Genomic DNA, 16,034 nt, shown 5'->3' with positions numbered 1-16,034 from the left:
CGTTTTCGAATCGCGTCGAATTGGTGAATTTATGTTCGCAAATCGAGAATGGCTTCAATCAGTGGTCATGTCAAAGCACAGCCGGACATTGCCAGGGATGGCGGCGGCGTGGCATTCGAAGGCATGACCGGGGCCGATCTGAAACCGGCGCGCAAGGCGCGTCTTGGCGCGATAGCGCTGGTGACGATCCTTCATCTTGCGGCGATCGCGGTGCTGATCAGGGCCTTTACCCCGGAGATCGCCGCTTCGATCGCGGGTAGAGTGACGCAGGCCTTCGACATCCCGCTCGACCCGCCCCGGCCTTCACCGGAACCTCGCCCTGAACCCACGCTGGCGGTGACGCCGGTGGCTCCGGCCGCGGAAGGCGGCGCAGGGAGCCCGGGAAAGCGGGCCGCGCCGCGCGCCGTCGCCGTGCCCAGGGCGGTCATTGCCATCAGGCCCACGCAAGCGCCACAAGTCGTGGGGAAAGGGACGGAAAATGCGTCCGGCGCGCGGGATCAGGGAGACGGAACCGGGGCGTCCGGTCAAGGAACAGGCACGGGGGCCGGCACGGGCGGCTCCGGGCGAGGGGGAGGCGGAGCAGCCTCGGGGCCGGTCAAGATCGGCGGCGATATCAATTCGGCGCGCGATTATCCCCGCCGGAGCCGTGATTTGCGATTGGGCTCGGAAGTCATCGTGTCCTTGAAGGTGGGGGTGGATGGACGTGTGAAGGGCTGCCGCGTCATCAGGGCCAGCCCGGATGACGAAGCCGATCGCATCACGTGCCTGCTTGCTGCCGAGCGGTTTCGTTTCCGTCCGGCCCGCGATGCTGCCGGCAAGCCGGTGGAAGCGGAATTCGGATGGCGCCAGCGCTGGTTCCTGAGGGATGCCGGGTGAGGGATCTTCCGGCTGCCTCGCCGCGTTGATCCGATATGGTGGTGTCGATCCTCGCGAGGCAACTCGTCATCCTTTAGCTGATCTGGATCTCCGGAAGCCCCGGATCGGACTAACCGAGCGAAGGCAGGGCAGCCTCTGCCCGAAAGAGATGTTGCCCCGGCAGGAGCTTTGGATGAAATCGAACCTGATCGACTCCGTTGCATTGATGGAAGGTGCTACCATTAACGCGCCCAATGACGCCGATTTGGCCCCTTCATCGAGCCCCATGTCCCAGATCGTTCCAGTTATTCTGTGCGGAGGCAGCGGCACGCGGCTTTGGCCGCGCAGCCGCGTTGCCAAGCCCAAGCCTTTCCTGCCGTTGGTGGGAGAGAGCACGCTGTTCGAGGCGACGGTGTCGCGCTGCCCGCCGGATCTGGGTTTCGCGGCGCCGGTGGTGGTGACGGGACGGCAGCACCTCGAACATGTCGAGGCGCAGCTTCATGGACAGGAAGGCGCCTCGGTGATCGTCGAGCCGGCCGCGCGCAACACCGCTGCCGCCATCGCGCTGGCCGCCTGCCGCCTGCCGGATGACGCGGTGATGCTGGTCTGCCCGAGCGACCACCATATCGGCCGCCCGGACGTGTTCGCCCGTGCCGCGGCTGCTGCCGCCGCGCTCGCCAGGGACGGCTGGCTGGTGTCCTTCGGCATCGAGGCGACCGCGCCGGAAACCGGCTTCGGCTACCTCAGGCGCGGCGAGGCGATCGAGGGCACGCCCGGTTTCCGCACGGCCCAGTTCGTCGAGAAGCCCGACCTCGAACGTGCCCGCGCCTTCCTGGCTGAGGGCAATTACGCCTGGAACGGAGGCATCTTCGCTTTCCGGGTGAGCGATTTCATGGCCGAACTCGCCGAGCACCGCCCGCAGATCGCCGCCAAGGTGCGCGAGGCCGTGGCGAAAGGCACGCTCGACGGCCACCGCTTCCATCCCGACGCGGCGACTTTCGCCGAAGTGGAAAGCGATTCGGTGGACTATGCGGTGATGGAAAACACCCGCCGCGCGGCGCTGGTGCCGGCCGACATGGAGTGGTCGGACATCGGCAACTGGCACGCCCTGCACGAAGCGCTCGATCGCGACGCCGACGGCAACGCGGCGCGCGGCGCGGGTGAGGCGGAACTGGTGGATTGCCGCAATGTCCTGGTCGACAGCGACGGCCCGCGCGTCTCGGTCATCGGCCTCGAAAACGTCGTCGTCGTCGTCGATGGAAACGACATACTGGTCACCACCGTCCAAGGTGTGCAAAAGGTCGGCAAGCTATCCGGTGCCGTCAACCAGTAAGGACAAGTCGATGAATGCTGCGCTGCCTATCCGCCAGGTTGAAAAGCCCTGGGGTAAGGATGTCCTGCCCGCGCCGTTCAAGGCGCCGGAGGGGAAGCGCATTGGCGAGATCTGGTTCGAACCGCCTGCCGCGCTGCCGGACCTTCTTGTGAAGTACATTTTCACGAGCGAGAAGCTATCGGTGCAGGTCCACCCGAGCGACGCGCAGACGCTCGCCAAGGGGATCGGCAGGCAGGGCAAGGAAGAATGCTGGTTCATCCTCGCCGCAGAGCCCGGCGCCACGCTGGGGATCGGTTTCAACGCGCCGATCAGCGAGGAGGACATGCGCGAAGCTGCGCTTGACGGTTCGATCGAGGGATTGATGACCTGGCACGAGGTCGTGCCGGGGGATTTCTTCTATATTCCCGCCAACACAGTTCACGCCATCGGTATCGGCGTCAGCCTGATCGAGGTGCAGCAGAACAGCGACATCACTTACCGCCTCTACGACTATGGCCGGCCGCGCGAACTTCACCTTGAAGAAGGCATGGCCGTCTCGAAGGGCGAAGTTTACGATCTGGCGAAATGGCACAAGCGGGTGGCGGCGCATGCCACTGAAACCCTGGTAGATGGTCCCCTATTCCTGCTCGACCAGGTTGAAGGGCGCCCTTCGGCCGAAATCGCCGGCCGTTATCCCGACGCCTTGCTGGTCATCCCGCGCGAAGGCACTGTCAGGGTTGCGGGCGAGGCCATAGGGCCGGGCGGCTGCGGCTTGGCAGCCGCGCTGGAGGACGTCGAATTTGCGGAAAACGGCGTCTGTCTGCTGGCCAGGGCCTGTGCAGTCTGAGGCGTGTTTGCCATACAGGACACCATGATCGTCCAGACCATCCAGTTGGCCCTGACGCCGGTGTTCGTCCTCGTGGCGATCGGCAATATTCTGAATATCCTCTCGACGCGCCTCGGCCGGGTGGTCGATCGTGCGCGGACCTTGCAGCAGCTCCATAACGAAACGCAGGGCGCCGAGCATGACATGGTCGTGCTGGAGATTCGCCTTGTCGACAGGCGCATCACGATCATCACCAAAGCCATCCGCTTCATGGTGCTGTCGGCCCTGGCGATCGGCACGACCGTGGCGATCCTCTTCCTGCAAGGGCTGGCCGGGCTCGATCTCCATGGGCTGGCCGCGGTGATCTTTCTGGCCTCGATCGTGCTTTTGCTCGTGGCGCTGGTGCTGTTTCTGCATGAAACGCAGGTCGCCGCTCAGGCGCTCAGCATCCCGCGCGACTATCTGGAACTGCATCGCACCATCTGATCTGCGCTCTCGCGGGTATCGTCCCTGCGGTTGGTGATTTTCGCTTTCCCTTTAGGCTTCTGCGCCGAGGGAGAGAATTGCCATGAACAAGCCGCGCGTGCCAGGGCAGGCCGGGGAATGGAAGTCGGGCTGGACGCTCGTACTTGCCTCGTCGATCGGATTTTCGTTCCTGTCCGTGCTGCTGGCGGGGACGGGCCTGTTCATGGAGCCGCTGTCGAAGGAATTCGGTTGGAGCCGCTCCCTGCTATCCGCCGGGCCAGGACTGGCGACTTTCATCACTGCAATTCTCTCGCCGTTCTACGGTGTCCTGATCGACAAGCTGGGATCGCGAAAGCTGGCCCTGCCGGGCCTCGTTGCCGTCATGGCGGCAACTTGCACCTTCGCATTTGCGAATGGATCGAAAGTGCAGTGGATCGCGCTCTGGCTGGTGTTCGGCGTGCTCCTTACCAGCATCAAGTCCACGATCTGGACCGCTGCGGTTGCCAGTGTGTTCGACAAGGGGAGGGGGCTCGCGCTGGGCTTTACCGTTGCCGGCACCGCGCTGGCGCAGGCGATCGTGCCGCCGCTCGGCAATTTCCTGATTGACGAAGTGGGATGGCGCGGGGCGTTCGTGTGGTTCGGGCTGGGCTGGGGCGGGCTGTCGCTGCTGCTCTGTGTGCTTTTCCTTTACGATGCGCATGACCGCGCGGCCAGGCGGGGCGAGACGGGCGTTTCGCGTGGCGGTGCCCATCTTCCGGGCCTGACCCGCAAGGAGGCCCTACGCAGCCGTCCGCTATGGCAAGTGGCGATCTCGACGTTCGTGGTCATGTTGCTGACCATGGGTCTGGGGATCCATCTTTTTCCGATCCTTACCGAATCGGGGATGAGCCGGACCAATGCAGCCTGGCTCAGTTCGCTGACGGGCGTTGCCGGGATCATCGGCAAGCTGGCGACGGGCGCTCTGCTTGACAGGTTCCGGCCCAACTGGATCGGCGGCCTGACCATGGGGGTGACGGCCGTGACCTTCTTCCTGCTGACCGTGGCGATGGGATCGACGGCAGCGATCGTATTCGCCTTGCTGGTCAATGGCTATGCCGCCGGCACCAAGATGCAGATCTGCGCCTATCTGACGGCGGGCTATGCCGGCATGCGCAGTTTTGGCGCGATATATGGAATGATGTCCGCCATCGTTGCGCTCGCCTCGGGTCTAGGGCCGCTGATAGCGGGCGCGATCTACGACTATTCGGGAGGATATGGTCCGTTCCTGTGGGCCGGGACGATCGGCTGCATTCTCGGCGGCGGGCTGCTGGTGACGCTGCCGGCCTACCCGCGCTGGGATAGCGCTGAGCCCGTGGACGAAGCGATCGCCTGAGCCACCCGAAAACGAAACGGGCCGGAAAAGCGTGTAGCTTTCCGGCCCGTATTCCATTCAGGTTCCGCGGTTCAGGCGGCGAGCTTGAACGGTTCGATCTCGCCCGAAAGGTAGAGCTTCTTGGCCTTGGCGCGGCTGAGCTTGCCCGAGCTGGTACGCGGCAGGCTCTTGGGGGGCACCAGTTCGACCACGCAGTTCATGCCGGTGATCGAACGCACCTTGTCGCGGATCAGGTCGCGCAGTTCGATGCGCTTTACCGGATCGGAGACGCGGCAGTGCACGAGGACGGCGGGAGCTTCCTCGCCATTGTCCATTTCCACCGAGAAGGCCGCGATGTCGCCATGGTTGAAGCCCGGCAGCTGTTCCACGGCCCATTCGATGTCCTGGGGCCAGTGGTTCTTGCCATTGATGATGATCATGTCCTTGGCGCGGCCGACGATGAACAGATAGCCGTTCGCCATGTAGCCCATATCGCCGGTGTCGAGCCATCCGTCGACAAGGCAGGCCTCGGTCGCTTCGGGATCGCGGAAGTAGGAATGCATGACGCTGGTGCCGCGGCACCAGACCTTGCCGATCTTGTGGTCCGCAAGGCTCGCACCGTTCTCGCCCCGGATCACCACTTCCATGTCGAGCACGGGCTTCCCGCAATTGACGATGGCGCGGTAGCGGGCCGGGCGGCTGAGGTCGCGCGGGCTACCGGAGAGGCGTTCTTCCTCGACCAGTTCGACGCGGATACCTTCGCCCGGGGGCATGATGGTGACGGCCAGCGTCGCTTCGGCAAGGCCGTAGCTGGGCAGGAAGGCAGAGGCCTTGAAGCCCGCATCGGCGAAGGCGTTGACGAAGTTCTGCATGACGTCCGGGCGGATCATGTCGGCGCCGTTGCCGGCCAGCCGCCAGCGCGACAGGTCGAAGCGGTCGTCGACATGGCTCTGGCTGGAAATGCGGCGTGCGCAGATGTCGTAGCCGAACGTCGGCGAGTACGAGATCGAGGTGCCTTCGTTGCGGGTGATGAGGTCGAGCCAGGCCAGGGGACGGCGGGCGAAGTCCTCGGTCTTGAGGTAGTCGCCCGAGACCTGGTTGGCGATCAGCGAGAGGAAGCAGCCGACCAGCCCCATGTCATGGTACCAGGGCAGCCACGAGATGCAGCGGTCGTTCTCGGCCAGTTCCATGCCGTGGCTGTGCGCGGCAAGGTTCGACATGAGCGAACGATGCGTGACCGCGACGCCGTGCGGGAAGCGGGTCGAGCCGCTCGAATACTGGAGGTAGCAGATATCGTCCGGGCTGGCCTTGGGCAGTTCGACTTCGGGGGCGTCCTTGCCCGCGAAGTCAGCCCAGGTGGCGTGGCCGCAACCCTGGCGTTCGGCCGCTTTCGCGGTCATCTCGGCGATCTCGTCGGGGCCGACGAGCAGGATCGGGTCCGAGCTGGAAAGCTGGACGGCCAACTGCTCGATATAGTTGTCCTTGCCGCCGAAGCTGGTCGGCAGCGGGAGCGGCACCGGCCAGGCGCCAGAGTAGACCACGCCGCAGAACAGTGCTGCGAAATCGGAGCCGGTTTCGGCGATGAGCGCCACGCGTTCACCCGGTTTCACGCCGCGAGCGACCAGCGCATGGGCGACCTTGATCGAATCCTCGCGCAGCGCGCTATACGGATAGACCTGCTTCAGCGTGCCGCGCGGGTCATGAAAATTGAATCCACGCTGGCCCTGCGCCGCATAGTCGAGCGCATCGCAGAAGGTGTCGAAATCGGCAAACCGGCGGGCAAGCGCGTCCCTGTTGGGGGTGGCGACAAGTGCTTCGCTCGTTTGCGGCACCATGTTGATGGTGTCGTTCATTTCGTTCTAACCCGTTGTTGTTATAACGTTTATCTTATCGGAACCGGGCGCTTCTAACCGGCGTTACATGAACCGGAGATAGCTGTTCCACATGCCAAGTTCCGCGCGCTCTCCCCATTCCGAGCCGACTGTGGCACGAATAGGGCAAGATGTCCGCCAAGCGTCACAATCCACAGCCCCTTACGGGACCCCGCCTGGAAGAATTGGCGCTGGCCTATGTCGCGCGTTTCGCCACTACGCAAGGCAAGTTACGCGATTATCTCCAGCGCAAGCTGCATGAGCGTGGCTGGGACGAGGAGGAACGGCCCGATATCGACCGGCTGATCGCGCGCTACGTGGAACTGGGTTATGTTGACGATGCCGGCTGGGCGCGGATGAAGGCGGGAAGCCTGCTGAGGCGCGGTTATGGGGCGCGGCGTGTGGGCGAAGCGCTCGGCCAGGCCGGTCTTGGTGAGGAACTGCGCGACGAGATGCGGCCCGATGCCGCGGCGGAGCGTCAGGCGGCGGTGGTGCTGGCGCGGCGGCGGCGGCTGGGGCCCTTCGCGCGGGATTTGCCAGATCGGCCTACGCGGGAAAAGCATATCGCGGCGATGCTGCGGGCCGGCCACCGGCTCGACATTGCCCGCAGGGTCGTAGAAGCCGACGATCCTGAAGCGGCCGAACAATGGGCCGAATCTGACTGCGGAGACTATTGAGTGCGCCTGACCCGTTGCTTCGTTTTCGCGTTGGCCGGCCTGATGGCGGCTACGGGATGCTCTCAGGGCGATGACAAGGTGGCGGCCGGTCAGGCGTCGGGCAAGCCCGCGGTTCATTCCGAATCAGGTTTGCCGGTGGTCCCGCTCAAGGTGCAGTCGGGCGGCAGAACGCACACGTTCATGGTCGAAGTGGCGCGCAGCGAAGCGGAGCAGGCCAAAGGGCTGATGTTCCGCACGCAAATGGGGGCTGACGAGGGCATGATTTTTCCGGAGCAGACGCCGCGCCGTGCCGCTTTCTGGATGCGAAACACAGTGATCCCGCTCGATATCATCTTCATCGGGACAGATCACCGCATCCTCAATATTGCGGCGAATGCGGTGCCCTACGATGAAACCCCGCTGCCGGCGAAGGGCGTGGCGATCGGCGTTCTCGAACTTAATGGCGGACGTGCGGCGCAACTGGGTATCAAGCCGGGCGATGAGATGCGCTGGTAGGGCAGCGGACGGCGGGGCAGGGGTCAGTCTTCCCCGCCCAATCGCTCGACCATGGCACGAACCGAACTGAGCTGCGGGCCATAGCGCGTGGCAAAGGCGGTTGACCCGGTATAGCCCCACCAGTCCCAGCAGCCCATCGGGTTGAACGGCAGGGGCTGGCTCTTCTCGACCTGAGGGTAGAGCACGATCAGCCCGTTGGTATCCGCCCAGTTATTGAAGCCGAGTTGGCCGTAGACATCGTCACCCACATATTTCGCGGCCTGACCGCACCCGTGGAATACGACATGTACCGCGCACTTCGCGCCGGATTTCCGACATCCGGCGGGGACGTAGAGGTAGCCGGTGTCGGCCATAGCGCTGAACGGGCTCAGGTAGGGACGCTGGTCGAAGCTGCGCACTTTGCCGGAGAGCGTTTCGGCGCGCGCGCTCAGAGCCTGGCCGAGTATCTGCGTGAGGATTGCGCCGGGCTGATCGTAAGGCTTGTCGTCCACCTTGCAGCGATTGACGTAGGGATCTGCATTGGCATCGCAGGCCCCGCCCAGGGCGATGGACAGAAATGCGTGCCCGGCGGGCAAGTCTGCGATGTAGGCGAGATTGGCCGGCGGGACATGCAGGTCGGTGTAGAAATCGTGCACGGCCTTCATCGTTGCCGAGCCCACGATGCTGTCGGCAGTGCCATGGAAAAGGTAGATGCGCTGCCGGGCGATGTGGGCGATCGGATCGATTGCGCCCAATCCCTGATACCAGTTTGCGGCCCAATAGCTTCCGCTTCCGGAAGGTGTACCCTTCATGCAGGGCAGGGTGGCTGCCAGCCCCATGAGGCCGCAGCCGTAAGGCCCGCCAGCAACGATGCCGGCGCCGATGGTGCTTGCCGAATAGGTCACGGCGTACTGCACGGCCATGAACCCGCCCGAGGACAGGCCCGAGACCGAGGTTCTTGCCGAATCGGCACCCAGCTTCGGCAGTTGGGTGAGTGGCGGCGGCGTGCGGGCTGCCGCAAGGCCGGCATGTGCTGGTGCGAAAGTCGCAAGCACAAGAGCGCAAAGGACAATCCGGAAGAGTGACCATGGAGGCATGCGAACATTCCCCTGTTCGATATGGCGCTTCGATATCGATCAAACGCAGCCTTCGGCATTTCTCCCGAAGGCACGGTGTTCCCCGGCTTGCCACATGTCCAGCCTTGAGGCGGCCGGGTCGTATCGGAAACGGAGGTACTGCCGAATGGCGGAAGCTCGTATGGCTGTTTTGGGCATGTCTCGCGCGGATGGAGCGAATATGCCCGGTGTCCGCTTTCAACACGCTTGGCATCCGCTGCGAACAGCGCTAACGCGCCGCTCATGGGAATCCTGTCCAAGATCTTCACCTGGTGGGACGGCGCCACCATCGGCACCTCGCTCTGGAGCTCGCGCAATGGCGAGCACGTCGGCACCGACGCGCAGGGCAACAAGTACTATCGTTCCAAGCGGGACAAGGTGCGTACCACCGAGGGCTATGAACGCCGCTGGGTGATCTATGCCGGCGCGAACGATGCCAGCAACGTGCCTTCCGAATGGCACGGCTGGCTGCACCATTCCTATGACGGCGTGCCGGAAAGCCATCTGGCGCCGCCGCGCATCTGGGAAGTGGACTATACGCCCAACGCCACCGGTACCGCCGCCGCCTATCGCCCCCAGGGCGCGCTCGAGCGCGGCGGGAAGCGTGCCGCCGCCACCGGCGACTACGAAGCGTGGTCGCCCGACGCCTGAGGGGCGCTGCCTTGAAGCCGGTTCATGCCCTCGCACCCGTTCTCGTCCTGCTGCCGCTCCTCGCGGGGTGCGGTAGCGGCGAACCTGCGCCCGAGGCGCAGGACACCAGCGTTCCCGATGCCATCGCGGGGATGCAGGCTGGACCGGCGCAAGCCGCCAAGGGGCAGCAGATCGGCACGCCGAACAAGGACCGCGTGGTCACGCTCGGCGTCCTCAACAAGCGCAACAACCTGACGCAGGACCTGGTGATGAAGCCGGGCGAGGCGCGCCGCATCGGCAACCTCGTCGTCAAGGTGGCCACTTGCGAGAAGTCACTCCCTTGGGAGCGGCCGCAGGAAGAGGGTGCGTTTGTGCAGGTCTTCGCCGAGGAACGCCGCAATGCCGCCGAAAAACTCGGCTGGCGCAAGGTGTTCTCGGGCTGGCTGTTCAAGAATTCGCCGGCGCTCAACGTCGTCGAGCATCCGGTCTACGATGTCTGGGTCAAGGCCTGCGCTATGACCTTCCCGGGTGAAGAAGCCTTGCCCACGGCAGAGGCATCCTCCAGCAATGCCGCAAAAGCCGCCGGCAGTGCGAGCACGGCTTCCGCGCCTGCCGCTGTATCTTCGCCGACCGCCGCGCCATCGGCCGTCGCTCCGGCTCCTGTCGCGTCCCCCGAGGCTCCCGTCGAGGATTGAGCCTGCTGTAATAGCGCAAGATAGCGCTTCTGCGGCATTTCCACAGCGCCCAGCGATGCAAGGTGCGGCGTCATGAACTGGCAGTCCAGCAAGGTCGCACCGGCCCGCCGCAGCGCCGCTACCAGCCAGCATAGCGCCACTTTCGACGAATCGGTCTCCCGCGAGAACATGCTTTCGCCGCAGAATACCCGGTCGAAGCCGACGCCGTAGAGCCCGCCTACCAGTTCGCGTTCGCTCGATTCGCGTTCCAGCCAGACTTCGATCGAATGGGCATGGCCCAGTGCATGAAGGCTTTCGTAGCTGGACTGGATGCGATGGCTGATCCAGCTTCCGCCTTCGTCGTCGCTATCCGGGCGGACGCGGCGCGGCGCGGCGCAGGCGTCCATGACCTGCGAAAAGGCGGCGTTGCAGGTGACCGTGAAGCGTCCGCGCCGCAAGGTGCGAGCGAGTGAATGCGACATGTGAAAGCCATCGAGCGGAAGAGTCGCGCGGAGGCGTGGCTCGATCCAGAAGATTTCCGGATCGTCGCGGCTGTCCGCCATCGGAAAAATTCCGCTGCGATAGGCCAGCATCAGGAGTTCCGGCTCGATCGTGGTGGGGGAGCGGGGGGCGTGCACGTGTTTATCCTGAAGGGTTTCTGCGGAATTCCATCTTGAGTTGGGGCTTCTCCACGTCAAATTGCAAGGGGCGGGAATATCTTGTCATCATGCTGCTGCACCCTCTTGTATTCCTCTCCATCTCCTTCTAGAGGCTGCCTCGCCCGCAGGAGTGTAGCTCAGTTGGTAGAGCATCGGTCTCCAAAACCGAGGGCCCACGGTTCGAGTCCGTGCACTCCTGCCAGCTTTTTATGAAAAGCGGCGATATCGCCCGCCCCGGAATACTCCGCGGCGGGCGTTTTGCTTTTAAGGGTTTTTGCGCGGCTCATTCCGGCATTTGCGATGAACGGGGAAGCACGATACCGTGTCGCCCTTGTCAAACGCGGTGCTGTGACTAGGAGGGCCGCGTTTGGCGAATCGGGCATTTGCGCGGCTTCGGTCGACAGTGCGGCCCAGATTCGTTCGGCAACTTGCTCGGGAAAGAATCAGCGTAGATGCACGGAACCGCGCGACCGCAGACGGAACAGATCGGTCTCACACGGGCCTCATGGCGAGCCCGATGGCAACGCCTCGCCGAATTGCTCGGAGGGGACCGGGCGCTGTTGCTGGGCGTGCTGCTGGCCGCGATCGCGGCCTTGCCGGCGCTGGTTGCCTGGGCTCCGCAGATGACGGACTATCCCTCGCACCTTGCGGGATACAAGGTTGCGCTGGACCACGGCCAGGACCCCTACCTGACACGCTATTTCGTGTTCAACTGGGAGTGGACGGGGAACCTCGGCGTCGAACTGCTGATGGTGCCGATGGCGCCGCTCTTCGGTCTTGAGCAGGCCGGGCGAATCATCGTGGTGATGATTCCGTTCCTTTCGGGCCTGTCGATCATCGCGGTCTGCCGCTCGCTGGGCCGCCGGGTCGATGTCGGCCCGATTCTCGCCTTCGCGATGATCTGGTCGCCCTCGCTGCTGATGGGCTTCCTCAACTATTCGCTGTCGGTGGCCTTGGGGCTGCTGGCATTCGCGCTCTGGATCAGGCTTGAAGACCGGCCCTGGCGCTGGGCCGTGATGGTGCCGATCGGCTTCGTCGTCTGGCTCTGCCACGTTTCCGGCTGGGGCGTGATGGGCGTGCTGATGTTCGGCTATGAATGGAGCCGCCGCCGTAACTGGCTGGACTGGCGGCCCTTCATCAAGCCCTGGCCGCTGATCTTCCCGCTGTTCCCGATGCTGCTCGGCGTAGGCGCGAATTCCAAGGTTTCCTACGGGCGCTACGTCCTCGATTACAAGTTCGGCATCCTGTACAAGGCGATGCGCAGCTATGACTATTGGTTCGACATCGCCAGTGTCAGCGCGGTTGCCACCTTGCTTGCAGTCGCCATCTTCCGTCGCCATTTCGACGGCAGGTTGGGCTGGGCAGCGGTCATCCTGCTGGTACTGACGCTGGCGGTGCCGCGCCAGATCTTCGGCGGCGATTATGCCGACTATCGTCTCAGCACGACCGCGCTTCTCGTCGCCTGCCTGGCGATCGACTGGAGCCTGCCACGCTGGGCGATCGTGGCTGCGGCTTCGCTGTTCATCTCGCGCACCGCTGTTACGACGGTCGTGTGGTATCAGGATGCGCAGACCGCGCGGCAACTGATCGCGGCGCTGGACCAGGTGCCGGAGGGCGCGCGAGTCGCTACGGCCGTCGCCATTCCGCGCGTCCAGTGGCGTTTCGGTCCGTTCGAGCACTTCGGCTCCTATGCCGTGGTCCGCCGCAGCGCGATGGAGAATTCGAATTTCGCGCTCCCCGACGTGCACATGCTGTCTATGCGCGATCTTTCCTATCGGTTTGCCGATCCGAGCCAGCGCATCCTCTATTCGCCGCGCCAGCATATCGACCTGCGCAAGTTCGCGCCGGCCCGTCATGCCGAGTACCTCTGGTATATCGGCAGGATAAAGCCCGTGGCGCTGCCGGACGGCGCGCGTATCCTCTACTCCAGCCCCAACTCGTTCCTGGCGCGCCTGGCCGATCCGGCGGATATCGCCAACTAGATCGTCCGGCGATGGGAAGGGCGACCCTTGCAAAATGCAGGGAGCGGGGCTAAGTCCGCGGTTCCTTCCGATATGCGGATCACGAATTGCCCCTCCCGGCCTCGGCCGGGGCGGCGATGGCCCCTATCCGGAAGAAACGAGACACATTTCTGCTCAGGCAGCAGGCAAGACGCGAGAACGACTGAAATGGCCAAGACCAGTCCCGGCGAATTCATCCGGCAGGTGCGTAACGAAGCCTCCAAGATCTACTGGCCCTCGCGCCAGGAGACGGTGACGACGGGGATCTTCGTCGGGCTGATGACTGTCCTGCTTGCGGTGTTCTTCCTTGGCATCGATGCGCTGTTCGGCTGGATCGTCACCTCGATCCTGTCGCTGCTGTGATCGCCTGAACCAGACAACGAAGAGAGAACCATGGCCCGCTGGTACATCATCCACGCCTACTCCGGATTTGAGAACAAGGTGAAGGAATCCATCCTCTCGGAAGCCGAGCGGATGGGTCTTTCGCAGCTCGTCGAGGACGTTCAGGTCCCGCACGAGACCATCACCGAGGTCAAGCGCGGCAAGAAGGTCCAGGTCGAACGCAAGACCATGCCCGGTTACGTGCTCGCCAAGCTCGCGCTGAATGACGACGTATACCACCTCGTCAAGAACACCCCGAAAGTCACCGGCTTCCTGGGGTCGAGCGGCAAGCCGCAGGCGATCAGCGAAACCGAGGCCGCGCGTTACTTCGGCGCCGCCGAAGCCGCTGCCGCCGCGCCGCGCAAGCAGATCAACATCGACTATGAGATCGGTGATTCGGTGAAGGTTCTTGACGGTCCCTTCGCCAGCTTCAACGGCCTGGTCGAGGAACTCGACTTCGACAAGAACAAGGTCAAGGTTGCAGTCTCGATCTTCGGCCGCGCCACGCCGGTCGAGCTCGATTTCGAGCACGTCGAACTCAGCAAGTAATCGGGGCCGGGCTTTCGGCCCGGCACCTCGCTCAAAGCGCCCCGCTCGCCGTCAGGCCTGCGGGGCGTATTGCGTGAAGCGTACAAGGCTGCGCTCGGTAAAGCCAAGCCGGCGATAGAGCGCGCGTGCAGTCGCGTTGTCGGTGTAGCTGTGAAGCACCGGTCGGCGCCCTTCCGCCCGGATCGCCGCCACCACGCGCCGGGAGAGCAGGGCGGCGAGGCCTCGTCGGCGTCCATCCGGATGAGTGCAGACGGCGCTGACTTCAATATGATGGCGGGTGCGCATTCGCTGGCCTGCCATCGCGAGCAGTCGCCCGTCCTCACGCAAGCCCCAGAACCGTCCCAGGTCACCGGTACGTGCCGCGAAGGGGCCGGGCTCGGTCAGGGATGCCAGGGCAAGCATTTCCGGATAGTCGCTTTCGCCGAGAGGCACGATGCGGGGATCGGCGACGGCGTGCTCCACCGCTTCCAGTGCAGCCTCGTCACCGGCGAAGACCATTTGCACGCCTTGCGCGCCGCGCACGATCTCGAGGTCCGGGATGATCGTGTCCTCGGCGACCCGGCTGCGGGCGAGGGCTAACGGGCCTGTAGTGCGCACAAGGTCGGCGAATTCGGCCAGGCATTCCGGGGAGAAATCGCGTACCGCCGCAAGCGGGCCGATTTCGGGGCGGAAGCGCCGTGCGTTCGCGGTTCCGATCGCAAAGCCGGCTTGCTCGCCCTCGAGGGCGTTCCAGATGAGGTTGTCGAGTTCGTGCCCGTGGTCACGGTCTCGGCCGGCGTCCTGTTTCTCGTGCATGCTGGCTTTCTATGGCGGTTGCACCGGGCGAGAGAAAGCCGGAAATCCTGCCCTTTCCTTTTATCCCGATATCGTTTAGGGGCGCGCACTTCGGATCGGCCTCGTGCCGGTGCGATTCCCTGCGGGAGGATGCTCCAGCGTCCGTAAGACCGCTAAACATGAGCATCTGCCGTGCAGGTGTGAAAGTGTGAAAGGAGTGGCCAAATGGCCAAGAAGATCGAAGGTTACATCAAGCTGCAGGTCAAGGCTGGCAGCGCCACGCCGTCCCCGCCGATCGGCCCTGCGCTGGGTCAGCGCGGCGTGAACATCATGGAATTCTGCAAGGCGTTCAATGCTGCCACGCAGGAGCTCGAAAAGGGCATGCCGATCCCCACCATCATCACGGTGTATGCGGATCGCAGCTTCACGTTCGTCACCAAGACCCCCCCGGCGACCTTCCTCATCAAGAAGGCCGTGAACCTGAAGTCGGGCTCGAAGGAGCCGGGCAAGATCAGCGCCGGTACCGTCAAGCGCTCGCAGCTTGCCGAGATCGCCCAGGTCAAGATGGCCGACCTCAATGCCAACGACATTGAAGCCGCCACCAAGATCATCGAAGGTTCGGCCCGCGCGATGGGCCTGCAAGTGGTGGAGGGCTGATTCCATGGCCAAGGTGACCAAGAAGCAGAAGTCGCTGACCGAGAAGCTCGGCGAAAACCTCAAGCACTACCCTGTCGCTGAAGCGCTGCAGACCCTGCGCGACCTGAAGACGACCAAGTTCGACGAAACCGTCGAAGTCGCGATGAACCTGGGTGTTGACCCGCGTCACGCTGACCAGATGGTTCGCGGCATGGTTTCGCTTCCGGCCGGCACCGGCAAGACCGTTCGCGTCGCCGTGTTCGCCAAGGGCGACAAGGCTGCGGAAGCTCTCGCCGCCGGCGCCGACAAGGTTGGTGCGGAAGACCTCATGGACGACATGCAGGCCGGCAACCTCGACTACGACCGCGTCATTGCCACCCCGGACATGATGGGCGTCGTCGGTCGTCTCGGTAAGCTGCTGGGTCCGAAGGGCCTGATGCCGAACCCGAAGCTCGGCACCGTGACCCCGAACGTCACGCAGGCCGTGAAGGACGCCAAGGGCGGCCAGATCGAGTTCCGCGTCGAAAAGCAGGGCATCATCCACGCCGGCATCGGCAAGATGTCGTTCTCGGACGCCGACCTGCTGACCAACTTCAGCGCGTTCGTCGATGCGATCGTCAAGGCCAAGCCCTCGGGCTCCAAGGGCAAGTACGTTCGCAAGATTTCGCTTTCGTCGTCGATGGGCCCCGGCCTGAAGATCGACACGACCGAAATCGCTGGCGCCTGATAGGCACCTGATCCTTCGGGATCATGCGAAACGGATAGAAGGGCCGGAGGGAAACCTC

The 16,034-nt window shown here is 64.0% G+C and carries 17 protein-coding genes, 1 tRNA gene and 1 pseudogene; 15 read left to right on the top strand and 4 right to left on the bottom strand.

Annotated features, from left to right (window positions below):
- The first annotated feature begins 48 nt into the window (after positions 1-48).
- The 5 genes from ACLIMP_RS14185 to ACLIMP_RS14165 all read left to right on the top strand — a co-directional run bounded on the left by ACLIMP_RS14185 (position 49) and on the right by ACLIMP_RS14165 (position 4,830).
- The gene (locus ACLIMP_RS14185) at positions 49-876 is read left to right on the top strand and encodes a TonB family protein (RefSeq protein ID WP_324696264.1); all 828 of its coding nucleotides are present in this window, start codon (positions 49-51) and stop codon (positions 874-876) included.
- Positions 877-1,141: 265 nt separating this feature from the next.
- A complete protein-coding gene (locus ACLIMP_RS14180) occupies positions 1,142-2,188 on the top strand; it encodes a mannose-1-phosphate guanylyltransferase (RefSeq protein ID WP_324696262.1) in 1,047 nt (348 codons plus the stop codon).
- 10 nt (positions 2,189-2,198) lie between these two features.
- Entirely contained in the window at positions 2,199-3,014 is an 816-nt protein-coding gene (locus ACLIMP_RS14175) for a class I mannose-6-phosphate isomerase (RefSeq protein ID WP_324696261.1), read from the top strand.
- A gap of 3 nt (positions 3,015-3,017) precedes the next feature.
- Entirely contained in the window at positions 3,018-3,479 is a 462-nt protein-coding gene (locus ACLIMP_RS14170; RefSeq protein ID WP_231635469.1) for a DUF2721 domain-containing protein, read from the top strand.
- Positions 3,480-3,561: 82 nt separating this feature from the next.
- Positions 3,562-4,830, top strand: a complete 1,269-nt coding sequence (locus tag ACLIMP_RS14165) for an MFS transporter (RefSeq protein ID WP_324696257.1) — start codon at positions 3,562-3,564, stop codon at positions 4,828-4,830.
- A gap of 71 nt (positions 4,831-4,901) precedes the next feature.
- Here ACLIMP_RS14165 and ACLIMP_RS14160 read toward each other — a convergent pair whose 3' ends face one another.
- Positions 4,902-6,662 (bottom strand): fatty acyl-AMP ligase, encoded by a 1,761-nt coding sequence (locus ACLIMP_RS14160; protein WP_185996936.1) that lies wholly within the window; start codon positions 6,660-6,662, stop codon positions 4,902-4,904.
- A 149-nt stretch (positions 6,663-6,811) separates the two neighbouring features.
- Between ACLIMP_RS14160 and ACLIMP_RS14155 the strand changes: the two genes are divergently transcribed.
- Together ACLIMP_RS14155 and ACLIMP_RS14150 are read left to right on the top strand one after the other, a co-directional pair.
- Positions 6,812-7,357 carry a regulatory protein RecX gene (locus ACLIMP_RS14155; RefSeq protein ID WP_324696254.1) on the top strand — a complete coding sequence of 182 codons (546 nt, stop codon included), beginning with the start codon at positions 6,812-6,814 and terminating at the stop codon, positions 7,355-7,357.
- A complete protein-coding gene (locus ACLIMP_RS14150) occupies positions 7,358-7,852 on the top strand; it encodes a DUF192 domain-containing protein (protein WP_324696252.1) in 495 nt (164 codons plus the stop codon).
- 23 nt (positions 7,853-7,875) lie between these two features.
- Here ACLIMP_RS14150 and ACLIMP_RS14145 read toward each other — a convergent pair whose 3' ends face one another.
- Positions 7,876-8,928 carry an extracellular catalytic domain type 2 short-chain-length polyhydroxyalkanoate depolymerase gene (locus tag ACLIMP_RS14145; protein WP_443477917.1) on the bottom strand — a complete coding sequence of 351 codons (1,053 nt, stop codon included), beginning with the start codon at positions 8,926-8,928 and terminating at the stop codon, positions 7,876-7,878.
- Positions 8,929-9,189: 261 nt separating this feature from the next.
- Between ACLIMP_RS14145 and ACLIMP_RS14140 the strand changes: the two genes are divergently transcribed.
- Positions 9,190-9,597, top strand: a complete 408-nt coding sequence (locus ACLIMP_RS14140; protein ID WP_324696249.1) for an NADH:ubiquinone oxidoreductase subunit NDUFA12 — start codon at positions 9,190-9,192, stop codon at positions 9,595-9,597.
- Positions 9,598-9,728: 131 nt separating this feature from the next.
- A pseudogene (locus tag ACLIMP_RS14135) lies at positions 9,729-10,028 on the top strand (DUF2155 domain-containing protein); the annotation flags it as partial.
- 35 nt (positions 10,029-10,063) lie between these two features.
- Here ACLIMP_RS14135 and aat read toward each other — a convergent pair.
- Entirely contained in the window at positions 10,064-10,888 is an 825-nt protein-coding gene (gene aat / locus ACLIMP_RS14130; RefSeq protein WP_324696247.1) for a leucyl/phenylalanyl-tRNA--protein transferase, read from the bottom strand.
- Between the two features lie 147 nt (positions 10,889-11,035).
- Between aat and ACLIMP_RS14125 the strand changes: the two genes are divergently transcribed.
- From ACLIMP_RS14125 to nusG, 4 genes are all read left to right on the top strand, one after another.
- Positions 11,036-11,111 (top strand) — tRNA-Trp (locus ACLIMP_RS14125).
- 250 nt (positions 11,112-11,361) lie between these two features.
- Complete coding sequence (locus tag ACLIMP_RS14120) at positions 11,362-12,891, top strand: hypothetical protein (protein WP_443477916.1); 1,530 nt, start codon at positions 11,362-11,364, stop codon at positions 12,889-12,891.
- A gap of 186 nt (positions 12,892-13,077) precedes the next feature.
- Positions 13,078-13,272, top strand: coding sequence for a preprotein translocase subunit SecE (secE, locus tag ACLIMP_RS14115; protein WP_054435447.1), 195 nt, complete (start codon positions 13,078-13,080; stop codon positions 13,270-13,272).
- A gap of 30 nt (positions 13,273-13,302) precedes the next feature.
- Positions 13,303-13,839: a transcription termination/antitermination protein NusG gene (gene nusG, locus ACLIMP_RS14110; protein ID WP_054435445.1), complete on the top strand. Its 537-nt coding sequence runs from the start codon at positions 13,303-13,305 to the stop codon at positions 13,837-13,839.
- 51 nt (positions 13,840-13,890) lie between these two features.
- Here the strand turns inward: nusG and ACLIMP_RS14105 are convergent, their stop codons facing one another.
- Positions 13,891-14,634: a GNAT family N-acetyltransferase gene (locus tag ACLIMP_RS14105; RefSeq protein ID WP_324696243.1), complete on the bottom strand. Its 744-nt coding sequence runs from the start codon at positions 14,632-14,634 to the stop codon at positions 13,891-13,893.
- 204 nt (positions 14,635-14,838) lie between these two features.
- Between ACLIMP_RS14105 and rplK the strand changes: the two genes are divergently transcribed.
- Together rplK and rplA are read left to right on the top strand one after the other, a co-directional pair.
- Positions 14,839-15,270 carry a 50S ribosomal protein L11 gene (gene rplK / locus ACLIMP_RS14100; protein WP_054435442.1) on the top strand — a complete coding sequence of 144 codons (432 nt, stop codon included), beginning with the start codon at positions 14,839-14,841 and terminating at the stop codon, positions 15,268-15,270.
- A gap of 4 nt (positions 15,271-15,274) precedes the next feature.
- Positions 15,275-15,976 (top strand): 50S ribosomal protein L1, encoded by a 702-nt coding sequence (rplA, locus tag ACLIMP_RS14095; RefSeq protein WP_132469337.1) that lies wholly within the window; start codon positions 15,275-15,277, stop codon positions 15,974-15,976.
- The last annotated feature ends 58 nt before the right edge of the window (positions 15,977-16,034 follow it).

The sequence above is a fragment of the Novosphingobium aeonii genome (genome assembly GCF_052279045.1).
Classification (GTDB): Bacteria; Pseudomonadota; Alphaproteobacteria; order Sphingomonadales; family Sphingomonadaceae; genus Novosphingobium.
This window is presented reverse-complemented; position numbering and strand designations above follow the sequence as displayed.